This window comes from Nocardioides aestuarii, from assembly GCF_039527245.1.
Classification (GTDB): Bacteria; Actinomycetota; Actinomycetes; order Propionibacteriales; family Nocardioidaceae; genus Nocardioides; species Nocardioides aestuarii.
Map to the genome: position 1 here is coordinate 814249 of NZ_BAAAJT010000002.1, position 24396 is coordinate 838644.

A 24396-nucleotide genomic window follows, 5' to 3' on the forward strand; every position below is an offset into this window, starting at 1 on the left:
CGGGTCAGTGCTGGAAGCCGTAGACGCCCTGGGCCTGGTCGCGCACGACGCGACCGCCCTCGAGCTCGATGACGCGCTTCCGCATCTGGTCGACGATGCCGGAGTCGTGGGTCGCCATGAGGACCGTCGTGCCGGTGCGGTTGATGCGGTCGAGCAGCTTCATGATGCCGACCGACGTGGCCGGGTCGAGGTTTCCGGTCGGCTCGTCGGCGATGAGGATCATCGGACGGTTGACGAAGGCGCGGGCCACGGCGACGCGCTGCTGCTCGCCACCGGAGAGCTCGTCGGGCATCCGGTCGCCCTTGCCCTCGAGCCCGACCATCTCGAGGGTCTCGGGAACGAGCTGCTTGATCTCCGAGGAGCCCTTGCCGATCACCTGGAGGGCGAAGGCGACGTTCTCGGAGACGTTCTTGTTCGGGAGCAGGCGGAAGTCCTGGAAGACGGTGCCGATCTGGCGCCGCAGCCGCGGCACCTTCCAGCCCGCCAGCCGGTTGATCTCCTTGCCGGCCACGTAGACCCGGCCGGAGGTGGGACGCGCCTCCCGCAGCACCAGCCGCAGGAAGGTGGACTTGCCCGAGCCGGAGGCGCCGACGAGGAAGACGAACTCGCCCTTCTCGATGTCGACGGAGACGGAGTCGAGGGCGGGTGCGCCCTGTCCGGGGTAGGCCTTGACGACCTTCTCGAAGCGGATCACGTCTATCGAGGGTAGTCGAGGGGGTCTGACCCCTCGAATCGGCTCGTCGCGGGGCGTGGCGCCGCGCGTGGAAGAGTGGCGCCATGCGCGGACGGACGGCTCTGGTCGCGGCCGTGGCCGCCACCGGTCTCGTGGTCGGCGGCGCGGTGGCCTTCCGCACCGGCGGACCGGGCGCCCCGGACCAGCCGTCCGCCCCCACGGGTGGGGCGGACGGGCCCGCCGCCGAGCCGACCACGCTGGCGTCGTACGACGTGGCGGGGGTGGAGGTGGCCCGCGCCCCCTTCTGCGAGCGGGTGTCCCCCACCGGCATCGAGCACGCGCTCGGCGGGCCGCCGGCCAGCAACGAGACGTGGGACAACGGCGACCGGGTGCGGCTGCCGGACGGGAGCCGTGACCGGGTGCAGGAGTACGGCTGCCGGTGGACGGCGGCCGACGGGACGACCGCGTCGGCGTGGGTGTTCGTGCCACCGGTCGACCCCCGCGCCGCCCGCGCCCTGGCCCGGGAGGAGCCGGCGGCCGACTGCACGCGCATCGAGGGCGACCGCTTCGGCGGACCGTCGGTGACGTGGGCCTGCCCGACCGAGGGCGGCACCCAGGAGCGGTACGCCGGGCGGCTGGGCGACGCGTGGCTCACCTGCACGCTCACCGCGGCGGGTGGTCGGGACACCGAGGCCGACACCCGCACCAGCGAGTGGTGCGTGGCCGTGGTCGAGGCCGCCCGCGCCTGATCCCGCTCAGCGCAGGCCGAGCTCCTCGACGACCCGCTCGGCGAGCTCGGCCGGCGGGAGGGCGACGTCGAGCTCGAGCCCGGCCTCGTCGTCGTGGAGGGGTTCGAGGGTGGCGAGCTGGGACTCCAGCAGCTCGGGCGGCATGAAGTGGTCGCGCTCCCCCATGCGCTCGAGCAGCACTCCCTTGTCACCGACGAGGTGGACGAAGGCGACGTCGTCGGCGCCGCTGCGCAGGACGTCGCGGTAGGTGCGGCGCAGCGCGGAGCAGCTCATCAGCGACGACTCCCCCGCCTCGTCGTGCTCCCGGATCCAGCGCGCCAGCGAGCCCAGCCAGGGGAACCGGTCCTGGTCGGTCAGCGGGTGGCCGGCCGACATCTTCTCGACGTTGGCGCGCGGGTGGAAGTCGTCACCCTCGGCGAAGTCCCACCCGGTGAGGCGCTGCACCTCCCGGGCGACCGTGGACTTCCCCGAGCCGGAGACGCCCATGAACACGACGTGGTGAGTCACAGCGCCAGCCACAGCGCACCGGCCACGGCGAACACCGAGACGCCGAGGGTCGTCTCCATCACCGTCCACGTCTTGAGGGTGGTCTTCTCGTCCATGCCGAAGAAGCGGCTGACCAGCCAGAAGCCCGAGTCGTTCACGTGGGACAGGACGGTGGCACCGGCAGCGATCGCGAAGACCAGCAGCGACAGGTGGAGGTCGCCGAGGTCGGCGGCCGCCGCGGGACCGGCAATCAGCCCACCGGTCGTCGTGAGCGCGACGGTCGCCGAGCCCTGGGCCACGCGCAACAGGGTGGCGATCAGGAAGGCCTGGACGATCAGCGAGAAGCCGAGGCCCGAGAGCGAGTCGCTGAGGGCAGCTCCGATGCCGCTCAGCTCGAGGACGCCGCCGAACATCCCGCCCGCGCCGGTGATGAGGATGATGGCGCAGATCGGGCCGAGGGCCTCGTCGAACATCGTCGAGATCCGAGCCATGGAGGCGTGAGGACGACCCAGGACCGCGATCGCGACGAGCACGGTCAGGAGCAGAGCCACCGGCACCTGGCCGAACAGCCCGAGCACGTCGATCCACGTCGCCTCGTCGAGAGTGCCGGCAGCCACGAGCGTGTCGAGCACCGTGTCGAAGGAGATCAGCACCAGGGGCAGGAGCAGCAGGCCGAGCACGGCCCCGAAGGACGGGGGCTGCTGACCCAGCTCCTGGTCGCCGTCGGACCCGTTCTGCACCTTGCCGAAGACGACGTCGGAGACGGAGACGTCGACCCGGCGGCCGAGCCAGCGCGACACGAGGTAGACCCCGACGTACCACGAGACGAGGACCACCGGGATGCCGACCAGCAAGGTGAGCCCGATGCTCGCGTCGAGCTGCTGGGCGGCGGCGACCGGACCGGGGTGGGGCGGGACGATCGCGTGCATCGCGGCGAAGGCGCCCGCAGCCGGCAGCGCGTAGAACAGCAGGGAACCCCCGAACCTGCGCGCGACCGTGAGGATGATCGGAAGGAAGACCACCAGGCCTGCGTCGAAGAAGATCGGGAAGCCGAAGATCAGCGCGGCGACCCCGAGCGCCAGCGGTGCCCGTTGCTCGCCGAACCGGGCGATGAGCGTGTCGGCCAGGACCTGGGCGCCGCCGGTCGCCTCGAGCAGACGCCCGAGCATCACGCCGAAGGCGACGAGCAGGGCCACGCCGCCCAGCGTGTCGGCGAAGCCGTAGAGCAGGACGTCAGGGATCTCCGCGGGGTCGAACCCGACGGCGAGCGCGGTCACCACGCTCACCAGGACGAGCGAGACGAAGGCATGGAGCTTGAGGCCGATGATCAGCCCGAGGAGCAGCGCCACGGCACCCGCAGCGATCAGCAGGAGGGTCGCGGTCCCGTAGACCGGGTCGATGGGTTCCATGCGGGTCCTTCCGAGAGCGATCGGGACCCTCGCGACCCTACGTCGTCCGTGCTCGGGCCTCGAGGAGCCCGTCCACGCCCCGTCCGGCCACGACCACCGGGTCGCCGGAGGTGACGACCAGCACCGCCGGCGGTGCCAGGGCGAAGGCGAGGCGGACCCGCTCGACCGAGACCACCTCGTGGCCCGCCAGGCGCACCGTCTCGCCGCCGCCACGGAGGACGACGTCGCCCTCCTCCCGGCCGACGGTGACCGGCTTGTCGGGCCGCTCCAGCAGGCCGCCACCGGGGGCGAGCAGCGAGACGACGTGGGGGCGGCGCTGACGCAGCACCGCGAGGACGAGCACCAGGACGACGAGCGCCACGACCACGCCTGACACCGCGAGCGCGAGGGACGAGGCGTCGCCCACGCGCCATGCCAGCACTCCCAGCAACGCGACCACGGCAGTCGGGGCGACGACCCTGGCCGCCAGGGGCACCGACCCCAGGTCGTCGGGGCGCTCGCCACCGTGGAGCACGCGGAAGCGGGCGAGGTAGACCTCCTCCTCGAGAGAGGCCCGGTTGAGCTCACGTTGCCGGGCGCGCATCACCTGCCACAGCGTGCTCCAGCCGCTGGCCACCGCGCCGAGCCCGACGGCCGAGGACGCCACGGCCAGGCCGATCACCACGGGGTCCCCGTCCGCAGCGCCGAAGCTGCCCAGCGGGAGCAGCCCCAGCGGCGACACCAGGCCGAGGACGGCGGCGACCGCGAAGACCCGGCCCTGGTAGATCCGCTCCTGTGCGCGGCGCCTGGCGTCGCGCGCCACCTCGGGCAGCCGGGAGTCGTCGCGCGCGTCGTGGGCGGTGAGCAGGGCGGGGTCGATCTGCCCGGGCGGCAGGCCGCGCCAGCGCGGGACCCGGTCGACGACCGACCAGGTGCGCAGGTCGGCCAGGACCCGTCGGGAGCGGACGTGGTGGCGCAGCAGCCCGATCGCGGCCGCCGCCACCAGCACGCCGGCCACGGCCGGCCCCAGGAGGTCGAGACCCGCCGACTCCTCCCGCAGCGTCAGGCCGACGGGCACGGACAGGACGAGCAGCACGACCCAGCCGGCCCACGCCGCCGTACGTCGCAGCGACACGGCCTCGTCCTCGATCGCCTCGACCCGCCGGCACTGCTCCTCGAGCAGGTCGGCGCGGGTGCTCCAGTCGTGGGCGGTCAGCTCTGCTGACGGTGCCGCCACTGCGTCTCCTCCGCCACGGGTGCGTCGGCCAGCTCCGACTGGCCGGCGATGTAGGCCACCATGCTGCCCAGGTCGACGGTCGTCTCGCCGTCGAGGCACAGGCCGATGACGAGCAGACCATAGGGCGCGTCCACCGGTGCCGCCACCGCCAGCGCGATGCCGAGGCGTCCGGGGAAGCCCCGCTCGGCGAGGCCGGGGGTCTGGTCGGGGTCGGAGAGCAACGGCACCGTGGTGAGCAGGCCGGCGCCCCACCCCATGCGGGTCGGGAACGACTCGACGTACGCCGTCGCGGGATCGACCTGCTGGCCGAGGTAGCGGCTGACGATCTCTCCCGCGTCGATCTCGCCGGTGACGGGGACCGGCACGACGCCCGCGATCACCTGCCAGACCACCTGGCCGTCGAAGGTCACGCCGCCCTGGCTCGCACCGGCCGGCAGCGCGACGAAGCCCTGCATCAGCTGGCCGCGGCCCAGGGCGTTGGCGCGCCAGCCCATCAGCCCCTCGACCATGAGCCGGCGGCGGTCGGTGTCGAGGGAGGAGAAGAGCTCGGCCACGGTCGACGCGAAGTGGTCGCGCGCCGAGGCGTCGTCGGGGCTCTCGAGCAGGTCGAGGATCTCGCCCGGGAGCGCGAGCCGGATGCTGCCCGGGAAGTCGGCCGGCAGGTCGCTGGTCGTCGTCATCAGGTCCACGCCAGGTCGCCGGGGGTCACGCGCGGGCGCGCTCCGAAGTCGTAGTTGAGGGTGAAGATGTCGCGGACGTCGGCCAGGCTGTCGTTGACGCCGGCACCGGTCGCGCCGAGGCCCGCGTAGACACCGCGCAGGTTGGCCAGCCGCCACAGGCCCTCCGTGTTGCTCATGCCCATGCCACGGCCGGCCATGTGGAACATCGAGTAGGGCACCTCGATCGGCCGGCCGATCAGCTGGGGCACCAGCCGGGTGTTGCCGGCGGCCGAGGCGGCGGTCGTGAGCCCCCGCGCCGCGAAGGCGCCGAAGCCGGCAGTGGCCACGCCGACGGCGTCCATCCAGAAGTCCTTGGTGGTCAGCGGCTCGAGCAGGCTGCCGGACTCGCCGACGCCGGCGAGGTAGCCGAGGGCGAGCGCCGCGATCGCGAAGCCGAGCGCGAAGGGCGCGAGGAACTGCAGGCCCGGGATCATCGCCAGGAAGCCCAGGACGGTCGCGACGATGCCGCAGATGTCGCCGAGGATCTCCAGGTAGGGGGCGAGCTCCTCCAGGCGCGACATCAGCCAGTCGCCGACGTCGGCGAGCAGCTCGCCCAGCTCGTGGAACAGGTGGGCCACCGCGTCGATGGCGCTCTCGAACCAGCCCGGCTCCTCCGGGGCGATCGAGATGGCGTCGCGCAGCGACGACGCGGCGTCGCCTCCCCGCTCGTCGTACTCGCCGTGGAGCCGGTCGGCAGCGGCACGCAGGTCGGCGAGCAGGCCCGACGCAGCCGAGAGCTCGCCCTGGTGGCGGGCCCGGTCGGCGGCGTCCTGGCGGGCCTGGGCCTGGGCCGCGGTGTCGTCAGCCGCCGGCGGCGGACTGTCCGGGCCCGGGAGTCCGTCGAGGGCAGTGCGGGCCGCCGCGGCATCGCGAGCGGCCGCCGCGGCCTGGAGCTCCAGACCCCGGGCACGCGACTGGAAGCCGCCGAGGGCCACCGCCCAGTCGCTGACGGCCCGGTGGGCGATCTCGAACGCGTCGGCGGCCTGGGACACCTTGGGGCGGACGTCGTCGTCGAGGAGGTTGCGGAACCCGCGCGCCGCGTCGCCCCGCCACTCGCCGTCGTCGGCACCCTGCAGCACGTTGCAGATCTCGTTCATGGCCCGCGAGACCGTCCCGAGCGTGCTGCCGAGCGAGGTCACCTGGGCGTGGTCGCCCGGCGTGGGGTCGAAGCCGAGGGTCGGGTAGTCGGCCGCCGAGGTCGCGCTCACTGCCCACCCCCGGGCTCCGGGTCGGACGCCTGCTCGAGCGCGGCCGCGAGGTCGGCGTCCGCGGACTCGAAGGCCCGCGCGATCTGGTCGAGCGCGTCGACGACCGAGGAGGAGAACTCGCCGAGCTGCTCGATGCCGTACTGCCACTCGTGGCCGAACTCGTTCAACCGGGACACGAGGGCGCTCGGCCCCGCGTCACGTCCGTCGACCGAGCGCATCTGGCTCGCCGGCCCGCCCAGCAGGTCCTCGATGCGCGAGAAGTTGTCGCGCACCCGCGACAGCATCTCCCCGTCGATGTACAGATCCGATCCCACGTGACGCCCCCGTCATCGCTCCGATGTCGGGGACGACCCTAGCGTGGACGCGGAGTCGCGGGGCCGGTTCCTGGGATCGGCGCTCAGGCCTCGACGGTCGCCTTCTCCGCGCCCCGGCGCCAGCGGATGCCGGCCTCCATGAAGTCGTCGAGGTCGCCGTCGAAGACCGCGCTGGGGTTGCCGGACTCGAAGCCGGTCCGCAGGTCCTTGACGATCTGGTAGGGGTTCAGGACGTAGTTGCGCATCTGGTCACCCCAGCTCGCGGCGACGTCGCCCTTGAGGTCCTTCTTCAGCGCCGCCTCCTCGGCCTTCTTGAGAGCGAGCAGCTTGGCCTTGAGGACCACCATCGCGCTGGCCTTGTTCTGCAGCTGCGACTTCTCGTTCTGGCAGGAGACGACCGTGCCGGTCGGGAGGTGGGTCAGCCGCACCGCGGAGTCGGTGGTGTTGACCGACTGGCCGCCGGGACCGCCGGAGCGGTAGACGTCGACGCGGATCTCGTTCTCGTCGATCTCGATCTCGTCGGTCTGCTCGAGCACCGGCACGACCTCGACCGCGGCGAAGCTGGTCTGGCGGCGGCCCTGGTTGTCGAAGGGGCTGATCCGCACCAGCCGGTGGGTGCCGGCCTCGACCGAGAGCGTGCCGTAGGCGTAGGGCGCGTGGATCGCGAACTCGGCCGACTTGATGCCGGCCTCCTCGGCGTAGGAGACGTCGTAGACCTCGACGCCGTACTTGTGCTGCTCGGCCCAGCGCGTGTACATCCGCATCAGCATCTCGGCGAAGTCGGCGGCGTCGACGCCGCCGGCGCCGGAGCGGATCGTCACGATCGCCTCGCGCTCGTCGTACTCACCGGACAGCAGCGTGCGGATCTCGAGGGACTCGACCGACTTCTTGATCCGGCCCAGCTCGCGCTCGGCGTCGGCCATCGTCTCGGCGTCGCCCTCCTCGGTGCCGAGCTCGACCATCACCTCGAGGTCGTCGACGCGAGCCTCGAGGGCGGTGTAGCGGTCCCACTCACCCTGGAGCATCGAGAGCCGACCGGTGACGCGCGTGGCGTTCTCCTGGTCGTCCCACAGGTCGGGGGCGGCCACCTGCTCGCCGAGGTCGGCGATCTCGACGCGCATGGCGTCGAGGTCGAGCACCTGGCCGACGGTCTTCATCGTCGCCCGGAGCTGCTTGATCTCGGTGTCGAAGTCGCGTCCTGCCACGAGAGGCAACGTTACCGCCGGGGCGGGCGGCGCACGGCATCGTGGTGGGCGAGCCAGCCGACCAGAGCGTCGGCGAAGGCCGCGGTGACCTGCGGGGAGTGGGCGCCACCGGCGACCGTCCACAGCGACACGGCCGACCGGTCGTCGCAGCCGGGCCACGTCGTACGGCTGGTCTCCGCACCGGGCAGGGACGCGTCGGAGTCCAGCGGCGGACCCGGCCGGGCGGCCGTCGAGCAGTGCTCGCGCTCGCGCCACGCCGCGACCGTGTCGGGGGCCGATGCGTAGGGATGGCCGGGCAGCAGCGCCCCGCCCTCGTAGCGGATCACGGCGTCGGCGGTGCCGTGGACCTGGAGCACGCTGACTCCCTCCGTCGGCGTGCACGCGGGTGGGTCGGCCGCCGTCGTCCCCGCGACCGCGACGACCGCGCTGACCAGGTCGGAACGCTCGCACGCGAGCCGGTGGGCCATGAAGCCGCCGTTGGACAGGCCGGCGACGTAGACGCGTGCCGGATCGACGGCGTAGTCGGCCGCCACCGCCTCGACGACGTGCGAGAGGTAGGCGACGTCGTCGACGGCGGCGCCGTCGAGGTTGCAGCAGGCGGCGCTGGCGTTCCAGAAGCGGCGGCCGCGGGAGTCGACGGTGCCGTCGGGCAGCGCCAGCAGCCAGCCGCGGCTGTCGGTCGACGTCGTCAGCCCGAGCTGGCCGCCGATGCGCGCGCCGTCGCCGCCCCAGCCGTGGAGCCCGACGACCAGCGGGACGGGCCGTCCGCCGTCGTACGACGCGGGGACCTGGAGCCGGAAGGGCCGGTGGTCGACGTCGAGGACCACCGTGGTGCCCGACGTCTGCGGGCCCTCGTGCGGCCGCTGGTCGCGCGCGGTCCCGCAGCCGCCGAGCAGGAGCGCGAGGAGGAAGAGCAGGGGCGCCAGCGGCGACTTCGGTGAACCGCTGTTCCCCCGTCCGGACATGGGTGAGAATGTGTCACACGTCATCGGGTCGTGCGGTCGACGCACGGGATATGTGCAGTGAGGTCGTGTTCGTGGTGGGTGGTCGGTGGCCGGCAGGTGCCAGGGCGAGCCTGGTGCTGGGTCTGACGATGGTCGCGGTCGCCTCGCCGGCCGCGGCGGAGCCCTGGGGCGACCCACCCGCACCACAGGAGGTCGTCGAGGGGCTGTTCCTGAAGCGCGCCCCGGAGCCGCGCACCCCCGCCATCGACCGGGACGCCGTCGCGCGGATCAAGCGGAACCTCCGGTTGCCGACGTCGCTCGAGCTCACCATCGCCCACGCCAACATCACCAGCCAGCAGAGCGCGACGGCCTTCGCGTCCGACCTGACGCGGGTGCTCGCGACCCAGCCGGACCTGGTGACGCTCAACGAGGCGGTCCGCCCCGACGAGATGCTCGCGCGCGAGGGCTACGACCACTACCGGGGCTACGACAGCCGCTGGACCATGGAGACCACCGTGATGTGGCGCGAGGACCGGTTCGACGTCGTGTCGACCGGCACCCGCTACCTCCACCGCCGTCCCGGCACGTGGGGCACCCGGGCGGTCAACTGGGTCGTGCTCCAGGACCGGCGCACCGACAAGACGCTGTCGCTGGTCTCGGCCCACCCCTCCCCCGACGGGCCGAGCAGCCGCGGTCTGCTGCCGGTCTACATCGGCGGGCTGTCCACGCTGGTCCGGGAGCTGTCGGCCCAGGGGCCGGTCTTCGTCGGCGGCGACCTCAACGCCCACTACACCTCGGGCCGCTTCCCGCGCCCGGGCCTGGGCAGCGCCGGTCTCGCGCCGACGTACGACGTCTGGGGGATGCCGCCGGGCGGCACCGGTGACCACGGTGGCGCGACGATCGACTACCTGCTCTACCAGCCGGGCGCCGGCGTCACCTCGGACTCGCAGTGGAAGATCGAGCTGGCCTCTGACCACGACGCGGTGCTCGGCACCTTCACCTGGACCTTCTGACCGGGACCTCGCGACCCCGGCCGGCCGCGGGCTACTTGCTGCCGAAGACCTGGCAGGCGTACTTCGTGCCGCTGCCGGAGGTGCGCACGGCCATCCCGAGCAGCCGGTAGCCCGGCCGGAGGATGTTGGCGCGGTGGCCCGGCGACTTCATCCACGCCTTCACCGCCGCGCGACCCGTCGGGTAGCCGGCGGCGACGTTCTCGCCGACGCTGTCGAGGTGGCAGCGGTTCATCACGCGGCCGAGGTCCTGGTGGAACATCTCGTTCTTGTCGGCCATCTTCTGGGCCTGGCGGCGCGCCCACTTCTGGACGCAGGCGCCGCGCTTGAGCTGGCGCAGGTCGTGGTTGTCACGCTTGTTGTTGGTGATCGAGCGCGCCTGGTCCTCGTAGCGGGCGACGGCCTGGGCCTGGACGGGCGCGGGCAGCAGCGTGGCGAGGACGGCGAGGAGGACGGCCGCGAGGGCGGTCCGTGACCGGGGGGTGTTCACGGAGTGGGCTCCTTCTTCGGGTAAAGAAGTGTGGCCCGACGGTAACGAAAGTAACAACCCCCGTCAGGGGTCCCGCCCGATTTTTCCGACCGCTCTAGACCGCTGCGGCGCCCTCGGGGAGGGCGTCATGGTCGGATTCCGGACCCTCACCCTCGAGCCGCGGAGGCAGCAGCAGCACCAGGCCGACCACGGCGACGCCGATGATCGCGGCCGCGCCGAACGCCCACTCGACGCCCCCGACGAACGCCTCCGCCGGACCGGCACCGGCCTCGGCCAGGCTCGTCGAGCGCCACGACAGGACCGTCACCGAGACGGCCGTGCCGATCGCCGCCGACACCTGCTGGCTGGTGCCGAGCAGCGAGGAGCCGTGGGAGTAGAGGTGGCCCGGGAGCGCACCCAGGCTGAGCGTGAAGACGGGCGTGAAGAGCGCGGCCAGGCTGACCATGAGCAGGACGTGGGCGCCGAGCACGTAGGCGTACGGCGTCTCGAGGCCGACCCGGCTGAGCAGGGCGAGGCCGGCGACGACGCCGACCGCGCCGGGGACCACGAGCGGCCGTGCGCCGATCCGGTCGAACGCCTTGCCCACGCGGGGGCCGAGGAGGCCCATCGCGATGCCGCCCGGCGCGACGAGCAGGCCCGTCTGGAGCGGGCTGAGGCCACGCAGCTCCTGCAGGTAGAGCGGCAGCAGGATCATCGCGCCCATCATCGCGAGGAAGGAGACCGACTGGACGACCACGCCGACGGCGTAGGTGCGGTGGGCCAGGACGCGCAGGTCGAGGAGGGGCATGTCGCGGCGCTGGAGGGCACGCTGGCGCCACACGAAGAGCCCGACCACGGCCAGGCCGGCGACGACGAGGGCCGGCGCGGGCAGGCCCGACGAGGCCTCGGAGCCGATCCGGCTGAGGCCGAAGACGAGGGTGCCGAAGCCCAGCGCGGCCAGGATGACGCTGGGGACGTCGAGGCGCGCCTCGCGGGTCTCGCCGACGTCGGTGAGGCGGCGCAGGGCGAGCCAGGTGACGACCGCCGCGATCGGCAGCACGAGGCCGAACAGCCAGCGCCAGCTGGCGAACTGGAGCACCACGCCGGAGACGGCCGGGCCGAGCGCCGGCGCGACCGAGATCGCGAGGCTGACGTTGCCCATGACGCGGCCGCGGTCGTGAACCGGGACGATCGTCATCAGCGTCGTCATCAGCAGCGGCAGCATCACGGCGGTGCCGGAGGCCTGGACGACGCGGCCCACGACCAGCACCCAGAAGGTCGGAGCGAGTGCGGAGAGCAGCGTGCCGGCGAGGAAGACGGTCATCGCGGTGGTGAATGCCTGCCGCGTGGTGACCCGCTGGAGGAACCAGCCGGTCACCGGGATGACCACGGCCATCGTCAGCATGAAGGCGGTCGACAGCCACTGCGCGCTGCGGGCGGTCACGTCGAGCTCGACCATCAGCCGCGGGATCGCGTTGACCATGATCGTCTCGTTGAGGATCACCACGAAGGTCGCCAGGACGAGCCAGCGGAGCACGGCGTAGGGCGACGTGGGCAGCTCACGCTCGACGGCGGGCGTGGGCGACTGCTCGGGCACGGGGGCTCCCTCGTGGGTGGTGGTGGTCATGCCCTGTTCGACCGGGCACGGGGTCAGAACTCATCGGACCACGCGGACATTCCTGCGCTCCACCGAGTTTGCTGATCCGGCAACATTCTTTGCTCCGCCGGCGGCTCGGCGGAAGACTGGTCCCATGAGCGAGACGGAAGCCTTCTGGGAAGACCTCTACACCACGCGCGCCGAGGGCGCCCCGATCTGGTCGGGACGGGTCAACCCCGAGCTCGCCCGCGAGGTCGACGACCTGGCCCCCGGCCGTGCCCTCGACCTGGGCTGCGGCGAGGGCGGCGACGCGATCCACCTCGCGCGCGCCGGGTGGGAGGTCGTCGCCGTCGACGTCTCCCCCACCGCGCTCGCCCGGGCCGCGCTGGCCGCCGCCGACGCGGGCGTGGCCGACCGGATCACCTTCGAGCGGCACGACCTCGGCCACACCTTCCCCACCGGGTCGTTCGACCTGGTGACGTCGGCCTTCTTCCAGAGCCCGCTCGAGCTCGACAAGGCCGGCGTGCTGCGCCGGTCGCTCGCCGCCCTGGCGCCGGGGGGACGGCTGGTGCTCGTGGAGCACGGGGCCGCGCCCGGCTGGTCGGAGCACCAGCACGTCGAGTTCCCCACTCCGGCCGAGGTCGTCGCCTCGCTCGACCTCGACAGCCTCGAGGCGGCGTACGAGGTGCTCGTGGTCGAGGGCCGCACCCGGGTCGCCAGCAACCCCGACGGCCACCACCACGGCGAGCTGCTCGACACGGTGGTGGTGGTCCAGCGACGTCCCTGAGGCGCGGCAGACCTCCCTCGGATTGGTGATGCCCGGCCGTCCGCCGACTCCTACGTTCGCAATGTACGGCGCCGCGTCGTACGTCGGAGGTTGGGTCATGAGGTCACGTCTTGCTCGTACCTGGGTCACCGTGGTCGCGACCGCGGCCCTGCTGCTCGGGAGCGGACAGGCGGCCCACGCGTCGCCCTCGGCCACCCCGCTGCCCACCGACAAGGTCGACTGCGTGGCCTACGACGCGACCGGCACGAAGTGCGAGGTCCTCGGTGTCGTCTACGCGATGACCCAGATCGGGAGCCTCACCTACATCGGCGGCAGCTTCACCTCGGTCTCCGGGGTGCCGCGCTCCAACGTGGCCGCGATCCGGGCAGACGGCTCCCTCGACCCGACCTGGGACCCCTCCACCGATGGCGTCGTCTACGCCATGGCCGCCGCCTCCGACGGCAGCAAGGTCTTCATCGGCGGCGGCTTCTCCAGCGTCGGCGGTACGCCGTGGAGCAGGCTCGCCGCCGTCACCCCGGACACGGGCGCCCTGATCACGACGTGGAAGGGCACCGCCAACAACAACTTCGTGCGGGCGCTGGCCACCGACGGGGCCGACCGGCTCTACGTCGGCGGCACGTTCGGCCGGCTCAGCGGCAAGGCGATCCCCAAGCTCGGCGTCGTCAGCCAGGCGACGGGCGTCGCCGACAGCGGCTTCGTGCCCCAGCCCAACGGTGCCGTCCGGACCCTCGCCCTCTCCGACGACGCCACCTCGCTCTACGTCGGTGGCGGCTTCTCGGCCATCGCCGGGAAGCCCCGCCCGGGTGCCGCCGAGCTGGCCTCCGCCACGGGCGCAGCCACCTCGTTCGCGCCCACCGACGGCGGCGTGGTCATCTCGATGGACGTCACCAGCGGCGGCCGACTCTTCTTCGGCACCACCTCGAACCGCACCTGGGCCTACGACGTGGCCGACGGCGGCACACCGGAGTATCGCGTCCGGACCGGCGGCGACGTGCAGGCGATCCTGGCCACCGACACCGAGGTCTACATCGGCGGCCACTTCAACACGATGCCGGAGTTCAAGCTCAACCGGGTGGCGCTGGCCTCCTTCGACCCCGCCAGCGGCACCCCCACCGCGTGGAACCCCGGCGCCAACGGCCCCTTCGGAGTGTGGGCGATCGGCCTGACGCGCACGCCGGTCAGCCCGGACGCCACCCCGGCCCTCTCCATCGGCGGTGACTTCAGCCGCGTGGCCACGTTGCCCCGTCGGGGCTACGCCCGCTTCGCGTTCTGACCCCGTGGCCCCTCCCCCGTCCGGGTCATGGACGTGGCCGCGAGCCGGTGCTTTGATGCCGAGGTCCACCCCCTGATCTCGGAGGAGCACCCGTGAAGCGCACCACCACCCTGAGCCTGGTCGGCCTGCTGGCCAGCGCCGCCACCCTCGCGGCCGTCACCGGTCCCGCGCAGGCGGCTCCCCGCCCGGCCGCGGACCGCCCCGGCGTCCACCACAGCACCGGCGCCGACACCCACGCGGAGCAGGACGCCGTCCGCGCGTTCTGGACCAAGGCCCGGATGAAGGCCGCCCAGCCGCGCGACGTCATCCGACCCAACGCACGGCCCGGCGGTGGCGGCGGCCCCAAGGGCGGCGGCAGCACCACGTCGTCCCTCGGCAGCGAGTGGACCGCCGGCCGGGTGACGGTCGGCAAGGTCTTCTTCCAGATGGGCAGCTCCACCTACGTCTGCTCCGGAAACGCGGTCGACGACGTGCAGGACGGCAAGGCCACGCCCAACCTCGTGGTCACGGCGGGCCACTGCGTCAACGACGGCGGCTCGGCGTACGCCACGAACTTCATGTTCATCCCGAAGTACGACCCCAGCAAGCCGCGCGACGCGAGCCAGCCGCTGGGCACCTTCGTGGCCGCGAGCCTGCACACGACGTCACAGTGGGCCGCCCAGGGCGCGGACATGTACAACTTCGACGTCGGCATCGCCAAGGTCGGCACCAACTCAGCCGGTCAGACCCTGAGCCAGGCCGTGGGCACCCCGTCGGACATCGCCTTCGTCGGCAGCAGCCCGAGCTACGCGGTCAACACCCACTCGTTCGGCTACCCGCAGGCCACGCCGTACGACGGCACGAAGCTGATCTCCTGCTGGGGCACGACCGGTCCCGACACCCGGGGCGGCACGACCGACTACCGGCTGCCGTGCAACATGACCGGCGGCTCCTCCGGCGGCCCCTGGCTTCTCGACGCCACCGCCGTCGACCCGGCCAACCCGATCGACAACTCCGACGTCAGCAACGTGCAGATCTCGGTGAACTCGTTCGGCTACCGGGGCGAGAAGAACGCGATGTACGGCCCGATCTTCGGCAGCACCATCCAGGCGCTCTACAACTCCGTCTCCTGACGTCCGTCCCACCCGACCTGAGCGTCGTGATCCGGCGGATTCACGACGCTCAGGTCGGGTACGACGCTCAGTCGAGCTGGACGGTGGCGGAGGAGCGGGCCGAGACGCTGGCGCGCTCGGGCGAGCCCGGCACCGTGAGCGGCAGCTCGAGCGGGGCGCGGACGGTGACGACGACGCTGTCGCGGGCCGGGTCGAAGCCGACGGACACTCGCAGCCCGGGGTAGTCAGCATGGGCACCGGTGGAGCGCAGGTGCTCCGCGACGGCGGCCTGCGCCACGGCCCGTGCCTGGGCCAGCCGCTCGGCCTCCCCGATCCCCTCGCCGTAGAGCACGGCCTCGTTGCGGGACCCCGCGTCGGCGCCGGCGAGCGCGGCGCCGTCGGCGACGTTGGTCAGGCCCTGGCGGTGGAGGTAGGCCGCGGTGGCGTCGACGACGACCCCGACCGCCATCAGCAGCACCACGGCGAGGCCCACGATGAGCACGGTCGTCTGGCCGGAGTCGTCGCGCCTCACGCGACGTCCCGGAACTGGCCGACGGGCACGGTGTGGGTCGAGTCGAGCCGAAAGGTGGGTGCGCCGCCGCCGAGGACCTCGGGCAGCAGCGGCAGCCGTACGCCGGAGCGCACGTCGACCGTGATGACCGCCCCCGGCTGGTGGCAGTCACCCCTGCCACAGCTGACGTCGAAGGTGAAGGACTGCGTCTCCCCGCCCTGGTCGTCGAGCGCCTGCCGGATCGCCGCGCGCGCCTGCTCGCGCCCGACGGCGTCGGAGTCCGCGAGGGCGTAGGCGCGGGCCGCCGACCGCGCGGCGCTGGTGACCGCGAAGGCACCGCGCTGGACCTCGAACAGCGACAGCACGATCCAGAGGACCGGCACCAGCAGCAGGACCCCGAGCCAGACCAGCTCGACGAGCGCACTGCCCTCGTCCCCGTGTGGCGGGCGCCTCACGGTGACTCCTCCACGGCGTGGCCGACCACGACCACGTCGATGCCCGGCCCACCCAGGCCGAGCGCGGGCACCCGGGCGCGCACGACGACCTCGACGGTCGGCCGGCCGTCGAGGCTGACCAGACGGGCGTCGACGTCGCGGGTGAACCGACCGGAGACGACGCCGGCCGCCTCGCTGCGGGTGCGCTGCTCACCGGCTGCGAGGTCGCGGTCGAGGGCCGCGCCGTGGCGGGCGCCCTCGGCCGCGGCATTGGCGAGGGTGTTGCGCACGAAGAGCACCAGCCCGACCTGCAGGATCCCGAGGAACAGCGGGACGAGGACGACGAGCACCAGCACGAAGTCGACGACCGCCGACCCGCGATGGTTCCGTCGCCGGAGCACTCAGCTGACCTTGTTGAGGGCCGAGCGGAGCATCTCGCGCAGCTCGTCCTTGGCGACGCCGTAGATGATCGCGACCAGGCCGGCCGTCATCACGGTGATCAGCACCCAGCCGGGCACGTCACCGCGGTCGTCGTGGCGCGGGGTGACCGTGAGGGCCACCCACGCCCGGATCATCAGCACGTTAAGTGCGGTCATGTCGTTCTCCTTGGTGGTGGGTCGAGGTTTTCAGGGGGTGGTGAAGGAGAGCCCGACGACGCCGGGCCAGAAGGCGAAGAAGACGGTCACGGGGAGCACCAGGAAGACGACGGGCACCATCATCACGACTTCCTTGCGGGCGGCCGTCTCGATCAGCTCACGGCGACCGGCCTCGCGGACGTCGGCGGCCTGGGCGTGGAGGACGTCGGCGACCGGGGTGCCGCGCTCGACGGCGACCGCGATGCCCTGGGCGAAGCGGGCGACGATCGGCTGCCCGGAGCGAGCGGCCCACTGGTCGAAGGCCTCACCGACGGGGACGCCGGTACGGACGTCGGCCAGCACCAGCGAGAGGTCTCGCGACAGGTCGCCCCCGCTGCGGCGTACGACGCGGTCGAGCGCAGCGACGGGCGACTCCCCCGCAGCGACGGCGAGGGCGAGCAGCTCGGCAACCGTCGGGAACTCGAGCAGGATCCGCCGTTCGCGGTCGCGCACCTGGCTCGAGAGGTGGTGGTCGCGGGCGATCACCCCGAGGCCGAGCCCCACGACGCAGAGCACCAGCGACGACGCGGTGTCGCCGTCGCCGTCGAGGAAGCCGAGGACGCCGTAGGCGGCCGTGGCCCCGAAGCCGACGAGTCCCCACACCACCTGCTGGACGCGGAACTCGTGGAGGGTCAGGTCGAGCCCGGCGCGCTCGAGCCGACGGCGCACGGACACGGCACCGCCGAGCAGCCGTTCGACCCAGCCGGCACCGGTGCCGAGGAGGGGTCCGAGCAGGCCCCCGGTCACCGGCGTGGCGCCAGCACCGCGGGCGTCGGCGAACTGGGGCAGGTCGCGCAGGTAGGGCAGGACCCGCGCGGACAGCTGGGGTCGGCGGATCGCCAGCACCCGCGCCCGGACGAGCAGCACGCCGAGCCCGGCCACCAGGCCGAGCACCGCACCCCACCACGCGAGCGTCAAGACAGGATCCGCCGCTCGGTGGGGAGCCGGCCGATCCACATCATCAGCCGGTAGGCGACGACGCAGGCGGCGGCGCCCGAGGCCAGCACCACCACGCCACCGGCCGAGGAGTAGCGCGAGATCACCTCGGTCTGGAAGCTCATGAACAGCAGCACCACCCAGGGTGCGGCGACCGCCAGGCGCGCACCGTTGACGCTCCAGGCCTGGCGCGCCTCCATCTCGGAGCGGGTGCGGGCGTCGTCACGGAGGTAGCCCGACAGGTTGCGCAGCAGCCGCCCCAGCTCGCCGCCGCCGACCTCACGGGCGACACGCAGCCCCTCGACGACCCGGTCGCCGACCGGATCGGCGAGGCGGTCCTTGAGCCGGTCGAGCGACTCCCCGAACCGTCCGGAGAGCTGGTAGTCGGCCCCGAACGCGGCGAACGCCGGCCGGAGCGCCTCGGGGCCGCGGTCGCCGAGGTTGGTCAACGCGTCGGGGAGGGACATGCCGGCGCGGACGGCGCTCGCGAGGTTGTCGACGGCCTCGGGCCACACCTGCGCCAGCTCACGGGTCCGCCGCCGGGCGCGGGCGCGGACGAGCGCGATCGGCGCCCAGCCGGCCATGACGGCGAAGCAGGCCGCGACCGGCAGGGTGCCCGAGACCAGCTGGACGACGAGGCCCGCGGCGAGAGCGAGCACCACGGACATCGCGACCAGGCTCGAGGAGCGGACGTGTCCCAGGCCCGCCTGGGTCAGGGAGAGCGTGAGCGCACCGGTGCGGGGCGGGCGCGGCGTGCGGGGCAGCGTGAACGCGGACCACACCAGGAGCAGCCCCACCCCGACCCCCAGCCCGACGAGCGCGCCCATCAGCGATCACCCAGCAGTGCAGCGAGGTCGAGGCCCAGCCGGTCGTAGCGGTCGCGGCGCGGCGGCATCCCGCTGCCCCGCTTGAGCTCTCCGCCGACGAGCTCGAAGACGGTCTCGGTCTCGATCACGTCGCCCTCGGTCCGGCCCGGCACGGAGACCACCTCCTGCACGCGGCGTACGCCCCGGTGGTCGAGGCCGAGATGGACGACGAGGTCGACGCTCGAGGCGACCGTCGGCACGACGAACCGCGCCGAGATGTTCTCGCCCGCGAGCAGCGGCAGCGTGCACATCTTCACCAGCGCCTCACGGGCCGAGTTGGCGTGGATCGTGCACATGCCCGGCAGCCCGGCGTTGAGGGCGAGCAGCAGGTCCATGCACTCCTCGGCCCGCACCTCCCCCACGATCAGCCGGCTCGGCCGCATCCGCAGGCTCTCCTTCACGAGGTCGCGCAGCGTGATCTCGCCCGTGCCCTCGAGCCCGGACTGACGCGTCTGCATCGGCACCCAGTCGGGGTGCGGGAACCTCAGCCGTTTCACGTCGAGAGGTCACAGGTTGAGACGCAAAACGCCGCCCGTGCCGAAAGGCAGCGGGCGGCGTTCAAGCCGTCGGGCTCAGATGCCGATGAGGTACTTCGACACTACTGAGGCGGTCCCGTCGTAGTAGTTCGCGTGGGTGAGCTTGACAGTCTCGATCGAGTCCGACCCGACCAAGACGATGTCCATCAGGCGGTTGCCTCGGTGGACCTCTTCGAGCTTCGCGTAGCACTCCACGGCGGCGTGGCTGTCAGACCCGAAGTGCTTCTCATCAACCAGTCGGCCCTTCTCGTGATCAAACACCAGGAGGAAGTGCTGGATATTCGACGCGGCCATCACGTGTTCCTTCCCAGATACGGCGCAGCATCAAGTCTACGCCGGGCTATTTCAGAATGTACTTGTTCGGGAACAACGCCACCAGCCTCCTCGATGGCCATCGCGTCGGAAATCACACTCATCAGGAGCTGTAGCGCGTGCTCTCCGTCCTGCTTCAGGTTGTCCCCCACGCGCGCCGAGAGGCGCTCCACGGCGATGGCCCACTCGTGCATGACCTTGGTCCGCAACTGCACCTCGATGTGCCGACCGCCGTAGTCCACGACGACGTGGATGCCTCGGTAGCCCGAGCTCCGCGGGGTGTTGATGTAGTCCGCGTAACCCACGGGTGGGCGCCGCTTCTTCAGGCGCGCCTCCACACGACGAACCTCGTCGACATCCGCGAGGATCGCCCGGCATCCCCCGATGTCCTGCATGCTCGACAACGGCAGGGTGGGCTCCCGCACGAGCTTGTCGATGATCGTGGGGAACCGCTTCAGCCGTTGCGAGACCTCGACGACGCAGCCCTCGGACCGGACCATCGAGCGAAGGCCGTTGTTCGCCGTCACGAGCGGCTTCTGGTGCGCGGCGCGGAAGCGGTCGATGGTATGGATGGCGGCCTGCAACTGCGCTTCCGAGATGTTCTCGTTGCGGATGTAGCGGCGCACGGTGCGGCCGGCCTTCTTGACCTGTGAAGTGGTCAGCTCCCCCGCGCTCACGCCCCAAGGATAGGTGTCGCCACCGATATCTCGCCTCTGGTTTTGCAGCTCCCCGCCCGCCGTCTCGCGCAACCAACGGCCCACGGCGGGCGGGGAGAGTCTCAGGGGGCGGTGCGCCCCAGCATCGAAGCGGCCTGCACCTCCGTCGTCGTGGGCTTCCGCTTCGCCTGGCCGCGGCGGTCGCCGGTCTCCACCTGCGGCCGGCGACGCTCCATCTCGGCGATTGCCTTCTCGACGCCAGCCTCGGCCTCGGCGACCGTGCGGGTGCCGCTTCGCATCTGCGCCGCCTGGCGCTCGGTGGTGCTACTCATCGGTGCTCCTCTCCTCGACCTCGCCGGCAAGCCGCGCGACGAGCTGCTGCATCTGCTCGGCCGTGAGCACCACCATCTGGTGCTCCTCGACGAGCCACTCCTCCCACGTCTGCCGGTCGCGGCGGCGCCACTCGGCGAGGTCGTGCTCGACCTGCTGCGTGAGCTCGCGGTGGTAGGCCTCGACCTCGTCGTCGGGGTCGTTGCCGTCAACCTCGGCGATGAGTCGTACGACCGCGTCATCGAGGGCGAAGGGTGGCGCCGGGAGGGCGAAGATGCCGACGCCCTTCTCCCGGTCGGTCGGGGTCGCCTCCCGGCACTCACGGGTGCTCTCGTTGAGGTCTCCCCCGGCCCACCGACAGCGGCGACTGTGCAGGACACACACGCGGACCTCGTCGCGGGTGTGCCGCTTCGGCCTAGGCACGACCGTTCCTCGGGTCGTAGTCGAGGCCCCACATCTTGCGACGGTCGGCCTCAACGGAACGCATGCCGTTGAGGGCGGCGACCCGCGCCGAGGCGCCCTTCTGCGTGGGGTTCGCCTCGACCTCGGCGTACTGCCGCTGAAGCCACTGGAGGCGCAACTCGGTCATGATCCGCAGGTGCTCGACCTCGTACTCGCCGTCTCCTTCGAGGCCCGCCGCGATGCGTCGCTCGACCGTCGAGGGACGCATCCCGAGGCGCTGCGCAATCTCGACGACGGAGAGGCCCTCGGCCCGGAGCACGAGGGCGGTGCGGGTCTCGTCGACCCGCTTCGCCGCCGCGTCGACCGTCTCGCCGGGCATCAGCCGACGACCTCGTCGACGACGTCGTCGGCCTTCGTCGCGGGCTCCCATGACTCGTCGAGGAAGGCGTTCACCGCCGTGAGGGCCTCGCGTGCAGTCTCCACCGCCTGGCCTGTCTCGACGGCGCCGCGGTGGCTCGTCGGGGTGAACCGGGAAGCCATGTTGTCGCCGTTGATGTAGGCGTCGAGACCGGCGACCATCCCGGCCGAGGCCTGAAGCTGGCGGTGTGCCTGCTCGGCGGCGAACGCGGCCCCGGTGAGGGTGTCGCGGGCCTTCTCGGCGCGCTTCCACAGCACCGACCGCACCTCGGCCCGGTTCGCCACCACGACGGTGTGGAGCCGCCGAATCTCGCTCGACAGGGCCGAGAGTGCGGCGGCAGTGATCCGCTCGGCGGCTTCGACGGTCATCTCGGCCTGCGTCACCTCCGCGTCGCCGGAGAGGTCAGGGTCGCCGTCGTCGGTCATCGACTCGACGAGCCGGCGCTGCGCGGTGTGGCGCAGCTCGTTGAGTGAGGCGCGGGCGTTGTTGGCGCGCTCGACGGCGAGGCGGTGCTTCTGCTGCACCGCGACGAGGAGGTCGACCTGCGCGTCGACGTCAGGCACCCCGATCTTGGCGGGGATCACGATGCGCACCGACCCGTAGGAGTCGCGGTGGTGCAGGGTCACGGGATAGTCGGTCACTGGTCTGTCTCCTCGGTGTTGTCGGCGACCTGTCGGGCGCACGCTGCGAGCTGCTGTCGGTGGAGGTCTTCGGGGAGGGCCTCGGCGGGCTCCCAATCCCCAGAGGGGTCGCCGTGCTCCCCGATGGGGTGTCGGTCCGTGAACGTCCGGCCGGGCGCGTAGAAGGTCTCGTAGCGCCAGGCGACGAGCCGGCCGAGGTCGAGGTAGTCGCACAGGCCGCGCTCGAAGTCGTCGAGGGCGACGACGTGCACGAAGAGCTCCTCGTCGGGTCGCGCGGCGATGATCGTGACGTCGATGGGTTCGGTGTTCACAGGTCGGGCTCCTTCGGAAGGTCGAGGACGAGGTCTGGCATCCGGTAGCGGACGGCGCGGTCAGGCACGGCGGGTACGACCTCGGCGACGCCGCGGTCGACGAGCCGCTTGAGCTGCTTGCGGGCGGTCTCCACCTGCGACTTGCTCGGCGTCGTCGTGGAGTGCCGCTGCATGGCGATCTGTGCCGGGGTCAGTCCGAACTCGCCGGACCCGGTCAGAAGCTCCGCGAGGTCTTCCTGCCCGTAGATGCGGGACTCGCCCGTGCGGTGGTCGTGGTGCACCTTGAACGGCGCCAGTGGTTCGAGGACCGGTTTCACGTGGAAGGCCTCCACCACGGGGTCGCCTGCCTGGCCCCACAGCATCAGGACCGACCCGGCGCCCGCGGTCAGCATGCGGGAGCCGAACACGTCGTCGAGGGCGCGGGGCTTGCGGTTCTCGCCGTTCGCCTTCCGCTGGTGGTGGAGTTCGACGACCTCGATGCCTCGTGCGAGCACCTCCATCCGGGCGGCGTTGTAGGCGCCGGCCGAGGAGTCATCGGAGAGGCGCACGACGACGTCCTTCAGCGAGTCGACGACGACGGTGGTCGCGCCGACGGACTCGGCGTAGTCCGCCAGCCAGTCGCGGTTCCGTGGGTCGGTCAGGTCGACGGGTAGCGGACCCTTGTGGACGCGGAGCCGGTCGCCCAGCGTGGCGCGGTGCTCAGGTGCGACGAGGCGACCCATCGACCGGCGGATCTGTGAGGGCCGGTCCATCGCGAGGTAGAGCACGCGGCCGGGATCGGGCCCGACCGGCCAAGCGACGACCTCCTCGCGCAGACCCATGCGCGCGAAGACGAGCTGCTGCGCGATGGTCGTCTTCCCGGCCCCGGGAGGGCCGACGATCATCAGGCACTCGCCCTTCGCCCACAGGGCCTCCTCGCCGTCACCCCACAGCACAGGCACCGCTTCGGCCTCGTCGAGGAGGAACGAGGCGCCGTCGGTCAGCCGGGTCGGCCGCTCCGACTGGACGGCCTCGTCGACGACCTCGGGGTCGAGGTTGCGGTAGGCCGAGGCGACCTTCGCGAGCGCCGCCGCGAGCGAGAACTCGTCGCCAGGCGGCTGCTCGCAGTCTTCCCATCTCAGCCGCACGAGAGCCTCGGCCTCGCGTTCGGTGAGGCCCTTGCGACGCAGCAACGCTGCGTAGTCGCGTAGGGCCGTGTCGCGGCTGCCCACCGGGATCAGCCCCTCGTGGGGGTTCGGCGATGCAGGCGCGGGGTCGTGCAGCTCGTCGACCTCGCGATGCTGCAAGGCTACGACCCACGGCTCGGGGAGGTCGGGCAACTCCTCGGCCTTCACGCCCTCGATGCCTGCCTCCCCCGTTCGCTGGTCGTCGAGTCGGTAGAGCGCGCCCGACGGGTGGGTGCTGCCCTTCCAGACCACGTAACGGTGGGCGCGCTGGATCACGTCGACGTGCGAGTCGCGGCCGACGAGGTGGTCGGCGTTCTCGGCCCACGACCGCCCTGCCGGGACGCGGTAGAGCCGGATGCCGGAATCGCCGTCGCGCGAGGTGACGACGACGGTCGGCGGAAGCTCGCCGAGACGCTCGCTCAGGGACGCAAGCGACGCGGCGCCGTTCTTCGGCTCGTAGGCGTCCACGTCGAGGCCGAGCACCCCCTCGGCGAGCCGGCAGGCGATGTTCGCCTGCGACTTCGCGTCGACCCACGCCTGCACCTCGGCGCTCGACGGGTCGACGCCGTCGCGCCCGGTGAACCCCCGCGGCGGGGGCGTCTTCCCGGCGTGCGGGAGTGGCAACGGAGAGCCGACGCCCGAGTGATGGAGGGACCACGCCTCCTCGCTGTAGCCGCTCATCCGGCACGCCCGTAACGGGTCCGCAGGGCGCGCGCAGCCGCCGTCCGAGCCACGGGCGGGAGGCCGGGGTACTTCTCGTCGACCTCGCGGTAGAACGCGGCCAGCGCCTCGTCCTCGGCCGGCGGCGTCCACTCCTCTCCCTTCGCGGCCTTCTCCGCCCGCCAGCGCGCCGCGGCAGCCTTGCGAGCACGCTCGGTTCGCTGCTCGGCAGTCATGCCCGCGTTGCCCTTCCGCACCGCCTGGCGGGCGCTGCTCGGGTTGTAGCGGTGGGCGGTCACGACGAGCCACCAACGAGCAGCGATCGGAGCGAGTCGAGCTGTCGAGGGGACAGCTCGGGCCAGGCGCTGACGATGCGCTCGGCGTGCTCCTTCAGCGGCTCCTCTATGGGGCCAGCGTCGGAGGAAAGGACAG

32 protein-coding genes are annotated in these 24396 nt (G+C 72.3%); 5 read left to right on the forward strand and 27 right to left on the reverse strand.

The annotated features are described in order from the left end of the window. Positions 1–4: 4 nt before the first annotated feature. Positions 5–694, reverse strand: coding sequence for a cell division ATP-binding protein FtsE (gene ftsE, locus ABD091_RS04135; protein ID WP_343915878.1), 690 nt, complete (start codon positions 692–694; stop codon positions 5–7). An 83-nt stretch (positions 695–777) separates the two neighbouring features. On the opposite strand from ftsE, the gene ABD091_RS04140 reads away from it, so the two are divergent. Further along, on the forward strand, positions 778–1422 hold the full coding sequence (locus ABD091_RS04140; protein WP_343915879.1) for a hypothetical protein: 645 nt from the start codon (positions 778–780) through the stop codon (positions 1420–1422). Positions 1423–1428: 6 nt separating this feature from the next. On the opposite strand, the gene ABD091_RS04145 is transcribed toward ABD091_RS04140, so the two are convergent. The 8 genes from ABD091_RS04145 to ABD091_RS04180 all read right to left on the reverse strand — a co-directional run bounded on the left by ABD091_RS04145 (position 1429) and on the right by ABD091_RS04180 (position 8944). Then, entirely contained in the window at positions 1429–1929 is a 501-nt protein-coding gene (locus ABD091_RS04145; protein ID WP_343915880.1) for a gluconokinase, read from the reverse strand. Next, on the reverse strand, positions 1926–3317 hold the full coding sequence (locus ABD091_RS04150; RefSeq protein ID WP_343915881.1) for a GntP family permease: 1392 nt from the start codon (positions 3315–3317) through the stop codon (positions 1926–1928). Before ABD091_RS04150 ends, ABD091_RS04145 begins: the two co-directional genes overlap by 4 nt. A 37-nt stretch (positions 3318–3354) precedes the next feature. Further along, positions 3355–4533, reverse strand: a complete 1179-nt coding sequence (locus ABD091_RS04155; RefSeq protein ID WP_343915882.1) for a hypothetical protein — start codon at positions 4531–4533, stop codon at positions 3355–3357. Then, positions 4509–5213, reverse strand: a complete 705-nt coding sequence (locus ABD091_RS04160; RefSeq protein ID WP_343915883.1) for a hypothetical protein — start codon at positions 5211–5213, stop codon at positions 4509–4511. The genes ABD091_RS04155 and ABD091_RS04160 overlap by 25 nt, the downstream gene beginning before the upstream one ends. Next, positions 5213–6460: a putative T7SS-secreted protein gene (locus ABD091_RS04165; protein ID WP_343915884.1), complete on the reverse strand. Its 1248-nt coding sequence runs from the start codon at positions 6458–6460 to the stop codon at positions 5213–5215. Before ABD091_RS04165 ends, ABD091_RS04160 begins: the two co-directional genes overlap by 1 nt. Next, entirely contained in the window at positions 6457–6774 is a 318-nt protein-coding gene (locus tag ABD091_RS04170) for a hypothetical protein (RefSeq protein ID WP_343915885.1), read from the reverse strand. Before ABD091_RS04170 ends, ABD091_RS04165 begins: the two co-directional genes overlap by 4 nt. 83 nt (positions 6775–6857) lie before the next feature. Further along, positions 6858–7979 (reverse strand): peptide chain release factor 2, encoded by a 1122-nt coding sequence (gene prfB, locus ABD091_RS04175; protein WP_343915886.1) that lies wholly within the window; start codon positions 7977–7979, stop codon positions 6858–6860. 11 nt (positions 7980–7990) lie between these two features. Continuing rightward, positions 7991–8944: a CE1 family esterase gene (locus ABD091_RS04180; protein WP_343915887.1), complete on the reverse strand. Its 954-nt coding sequence runs from the start codon at positions 8942–8944 to the stop codon at positions 7991–7993. 113 nt (positions 8945–9057) lie between these two features. Between ABD091_RS04180 and ABD091_RS04185 the strand changes: the two genes are divergently transcribed. Continuing rightward, complete coding sequence (locus ABD091_RS04185; protein WP_343915888.1) at positions 9058–9936, forward strand: endonuclease/exonuclease/phosphatase family protein; 879 nt, start codon at positions 9058–9060, stop codon at positions 9934–9936. Between the two features lie 31 nt (positions 9937–9967). Here the strand turns inward: ABD091_RS04185 and ABD091_RS04190 are convergent, their stop codons facing one another. Further along, a complete protein-coding gene (locus ABD091_RS04190; protein ID WP_343915889.1) occupies positions 9968–10423 on the reverse strand; it encodes a CAP domain-containing protein in 456 nt (151 codons plus the stop codon). Positions 10424–10517: 94 nt separating this feature from the next. Further along, complete coding sequence (locus tag ABD091_RS04195) at positions 10518–12029, reverse strand: MDR family MFS transporter (RefSeq protein ID WP_343915890.1); 1512 nt, start codon at positions 12027–12029, stop codon at positions 10518–10520. Between the two features lie 124 nt (positions 12030–12153). On the opposite strand from ABD091_RS04195, the gene ABD091_RS04200 reads away from it, so the two are divergent. From ABD091_RS04200 to ABD091_RS04210, 3 genes are all read left to right on the forward strand, one after another. After that, positions 12154–12786, forward strand: a complete 633-nt coding sequence (locus ABD091_RS04200; RefSeq protein ID WP_343915891.1) for a class I SAM-dependent methyltransferase — start codon at positions 12154–12156, stop codon at positions 12784–12786. A gap of 97 nt (positions 12787–12883) precedes the next feature. Beyond that, on the forward strand, positions 12884–14059 hold the full coding sequence (locus ABD091_RS04205; RefSeq protein ID WP_343915892.1) for a delta-60 repeat domain-containing protein: 1176 nt from the start codon (positions 12884–12886) through the stop codon (positions 14057–14059). 92 nt (positions 14060–14151) lie between these two features. Further along, entirely contained in the window at positions 14152–15171 is a 1020-nt protein-coding gene (locus tag ABD091_RS04210; protein ID WP_343915893.1) for a trypsin-like serine peptidase, read from the forward strand. Positions 15172–15238: 67 nt separating this feature from the next. Here ABD091_RS04210 and ABD091_RS04215 read toward each other — a convergent pair whose 3' ends face one another. From ABD091_RS04215 to ABD091_RS04290, 16 genes are all read right to left on the reverse strand, one after another. Further along, entirely contained in the window at positions 15239–15682 is a 444-nt protein-coding gene (locus tag ABD091_RS04215) for a pilus assembly protein TadG-related protein (RefSeq protein WP_343915894.1), read from the reverse strand. Continuing rightward, complete coding sequence (locus ABD091_RS04220; RefSeq protein WP_343915895.1) at positions 15679–16116, reverse strand: hypothetical protein; 438 nt, start codon at positions 16114–16116, stop codon at positions 15679–15681. Before ABD091_RS04220 ends, ABD091_RS04215 begins: the two co-directional genes overlap by 4 nt. Beyond that, a complete protein-coding gene (locus ABD091_RS04225) occupies positions 16113–16496 on the reverse strand; it encodes a TadE family protein (RefSeq protein ID WP_343915896.1) in 384 nt (127 codons plus the stop codon). The genes ABD091_RS04220 and ABD091_RS04225 overlap by 4 nt, the downstream gene beginning before the upstream one ends. Next, a complete protein-coding gene (locus tag ABD091_RS04230) occupies positions 16497–16691 on the reverse strand; it encodes a hypothetical protein (protein WP_343920972.1) in 195 nt (64 codons plus the stop codon). A 30-nt stretch (positions 16692–16721) separates the two neighbouring features. Then, on the reverse strand, positions 16722–17648 hold the full coding sequence (locus ABD091_RS04235; protein ID WP_343915897.1) for a type II secretion system F family protein: 927 nt from the start codon (positions 17646–17648) through the stop codon (positions 16722–16724). Further along, the gene (locus tag ABD091_RS04240) at positions 17645–18493 is read right to left on the reverse strand and encodes a type II secretion system F family protein (RefSeq protein ID WP_343915898.1); all 849 of its coding nucleotides are present in this window, start codon (positions 18491–18493) and stop codon (positions 17645–17647) included. The genes ABD091_RS04235 and ABD091_RS04240 overlap by 4 nt, the downstream gene beginning before the upstream one ends. Then, positions 18493–19029, reverse strand: coding sequence for an ATPase, T2SS/T4P/T4SS family (locus ABD091_RS04245; RefSeq protein WP_343915899.1), 537 nt, complete (start codon positions 19027–19029; stop codon positions 18493–18495). Before ABD091_RS04245 ends, ABD091_RS04240 begins: the two co-directional genes overlap by 1 nt. Positions 19030–19104: 75 nt before the next feature. Beyond that, entirely contained in the window at positions 19105–19362 is a 258-nt protein-coding gene (locus tag ABD091_RS04250) for a hypothetical protein (protein WP_343915900.1), read from the reverse strand. Continuing rightward, entirely contained in the window at positions 19362–20057 is a 696-nt protein-coding gene (locus ABD091_RS04255; protein WP_343915901.1) for a RelA/SpoT domain-containing protein, read from the reverse strand. Before ABD091_RS04255 ends, ABD091_RS04250 begins: the two co-directional genes overlap by 1 nt. Positions 20058–20158: 101 nt before the next feature. Continuing rightward, positions 20159–20368, reverse strand: a complete 210-nt coding sequence (locus tag ABD091_RS04260) for a hypothetical protein (RefSeq protein ID WP_343915902.1) — start codon at positions 20366–20368, stop codon at positions 20159–20161. Next, complete coding sequence (locus ABD091_RS04265) at positions 20361–20750, reverse strand: hypothetical protein (RefSeq protein ID WP_343915903.1); 390 nt, start codon at positions 20748–20750, stop codon at positions 20361–20363. Before ABD091_RS04265 ends, ABD091_RS04260 begins: the two co-directional genes overlap by 8 nt. Positions 20751–20781: 31 nt before the next feature. Then, positions 20782–21147, reverse strand: a complete 366-nt coding sequence (locus ABD091_RS04270) for a sigma factor-like helix-turn-helix DNA-binding protein (protein WP_343915904.1) — start codon at positions 21145–21147, stop codon at positions 20782–20784. Beyond that, positions 21147–21827 (reverse strand): hypothetical protein, encoded by a 681-nt coding sequence (locus tag ABD091_RS04275; protein WP_343915905.1) that lies wholly within the window; start codon positions 21825–21827, stop codon positions 21147–21149. Before ABD091_RS04275 ends, ABD091_RS04270 begins: the two co-directional genes overlap by 1 nt. Continuing rightward, positions 21824–22138 carry a hypothetical protein gene (locus ABD091_RS04280; protein ID WP_343915906.1) on the reverse strand — a complete coding sequence of 105 codons (315 nt, stop codon included), beginning with the start codon at positions 22136–22138 and terminating at the stop codon, positions 21824–21826. The genes ABD091_RS04275 and ABD091_RS04280 overlap by 4 nt, the downstream gene beginning before the upstream one ends. Then, positions 22135–23985, reverse strand: coding sequence for a bifunctional DNA primase/polymerase (locus tag ABD091_RS04285; RefSeq protein WP_343915907.1), 1851 nt, complete (start codon positions 23983–23985; stop codon positions 22135–22137). Before ABD091_RS04285 ends, ABD091_RS04280 begins: the two co-directional genes overlap by 4 nt. After that, positions 23982–24263 (reverse strand): hypothetical protein, encoded by a 282-nt coding sequence (locus ABD091_RS04290; protein WP_343915908.1) that lies wholly within the window; start codon positions 24261–24263, stop codon positions 23982–23984. Before ABD091_RS04290 ends, ABD091_RS04285 begins: the two co-directional genes overlap by 4 nt. Between the last annotated feature and the right edge of the window lie 133 nt (positions 24264–24396).

Bases quoted from the DNA above. Each gene is read 5' to 3' on its own strand.
- ABD091_RS04180 (WP_343915887.1), bottom strand. From the start codon at position 8,944: ATGTCCGGACGGGGGAACAGCGGTTCACCGAAGTCGCCGCTGGCGCCC.
- ABD091_RS04240 (WP_343915898.1), bottom strand. From the start codon at position 18,493: ATGGGCGCGCTCGTCGGGCTGGGGGTCGGGGTGGGGCTGCTCCTGGTG.
- ABD091_RS04270 (WP_343915904.1), bottom strand. From the start codon at position 21,147: ATGCCCGGCGAGACGGTCGACGCGGCGGCGAAGCGGGTCGACGAGACC.
- ABD091_RS04285 (WP_343915907.1), bottom strand. From the start codon at position 23,985: ATGAGCGGCTACAGCGAGGAGGCGTGGTCCCTCCATCACTCGGGCGTC.
- ABD091_RS04260 (WP_343915902.1), bottom strand. From the start codon at position 20,368: ATGAGTAGCACCACCGAGCGCCAGGCGGCGCAGATGCGAAGCGGCACC.
- ABD091_RS04200 (WP_343915891.1), top strand. From the start codon at position 12,154: ATGAGCGAGACGGAAGCCTTCTGGGAAGACCTCTACACCACGCGCGCC.
- ABD091_RS04150 (WP_343915881.1), bottom strand. From the start codon at position 3,317: ATGGAACCCATCGACCCGGTCTACGGGACCGCGACCCTCCTGCTGATC.
- ABD091_RS04205 (WP_343915892.1), top strand. From the start codon at position 12,884: ATGAGGTCACGTCTTGCTCGTACCTGGGTCACCGTGGTCGCGACCGCG.
- ABD091_RS04250 (WP_343915900.1), bottom strand. From the start codon at position 19,362: ATGGCCGCGTCGAATATCCAGCACTTCCTCCTGGTGTTTGATCACGAG.
- ABD091_RS04195 (WP_343915890.1), bottom strand. From the start codon at position 12,029: ATGACCACCACCACCCACGAGGGAGCCCCCGTGCCCGAGCAGTCGCCC.
- ABD091_RS04160 (WP_343915883.1), bottom strand. From the start codon at position 5,213: ATGACGACGACCAGCGACCTGCCGGCCGACTTCCCGGGCAGCATCCGG.
- ABD091_RS04140 (WP_343915879.1), top strand. From the start codon at position 778: ATGCGCGGACGGACGGCTCTGGTCGCGGCCGTGGCCGCCACCGGTCTC.
- ABD091_RS04230 (WP_343920972.1), bottom strand. From the start codon at position 16,691: ATGACCGCACTTAACGTGCTGATGATCCGGGCGTGGGTGGCCCTCACG.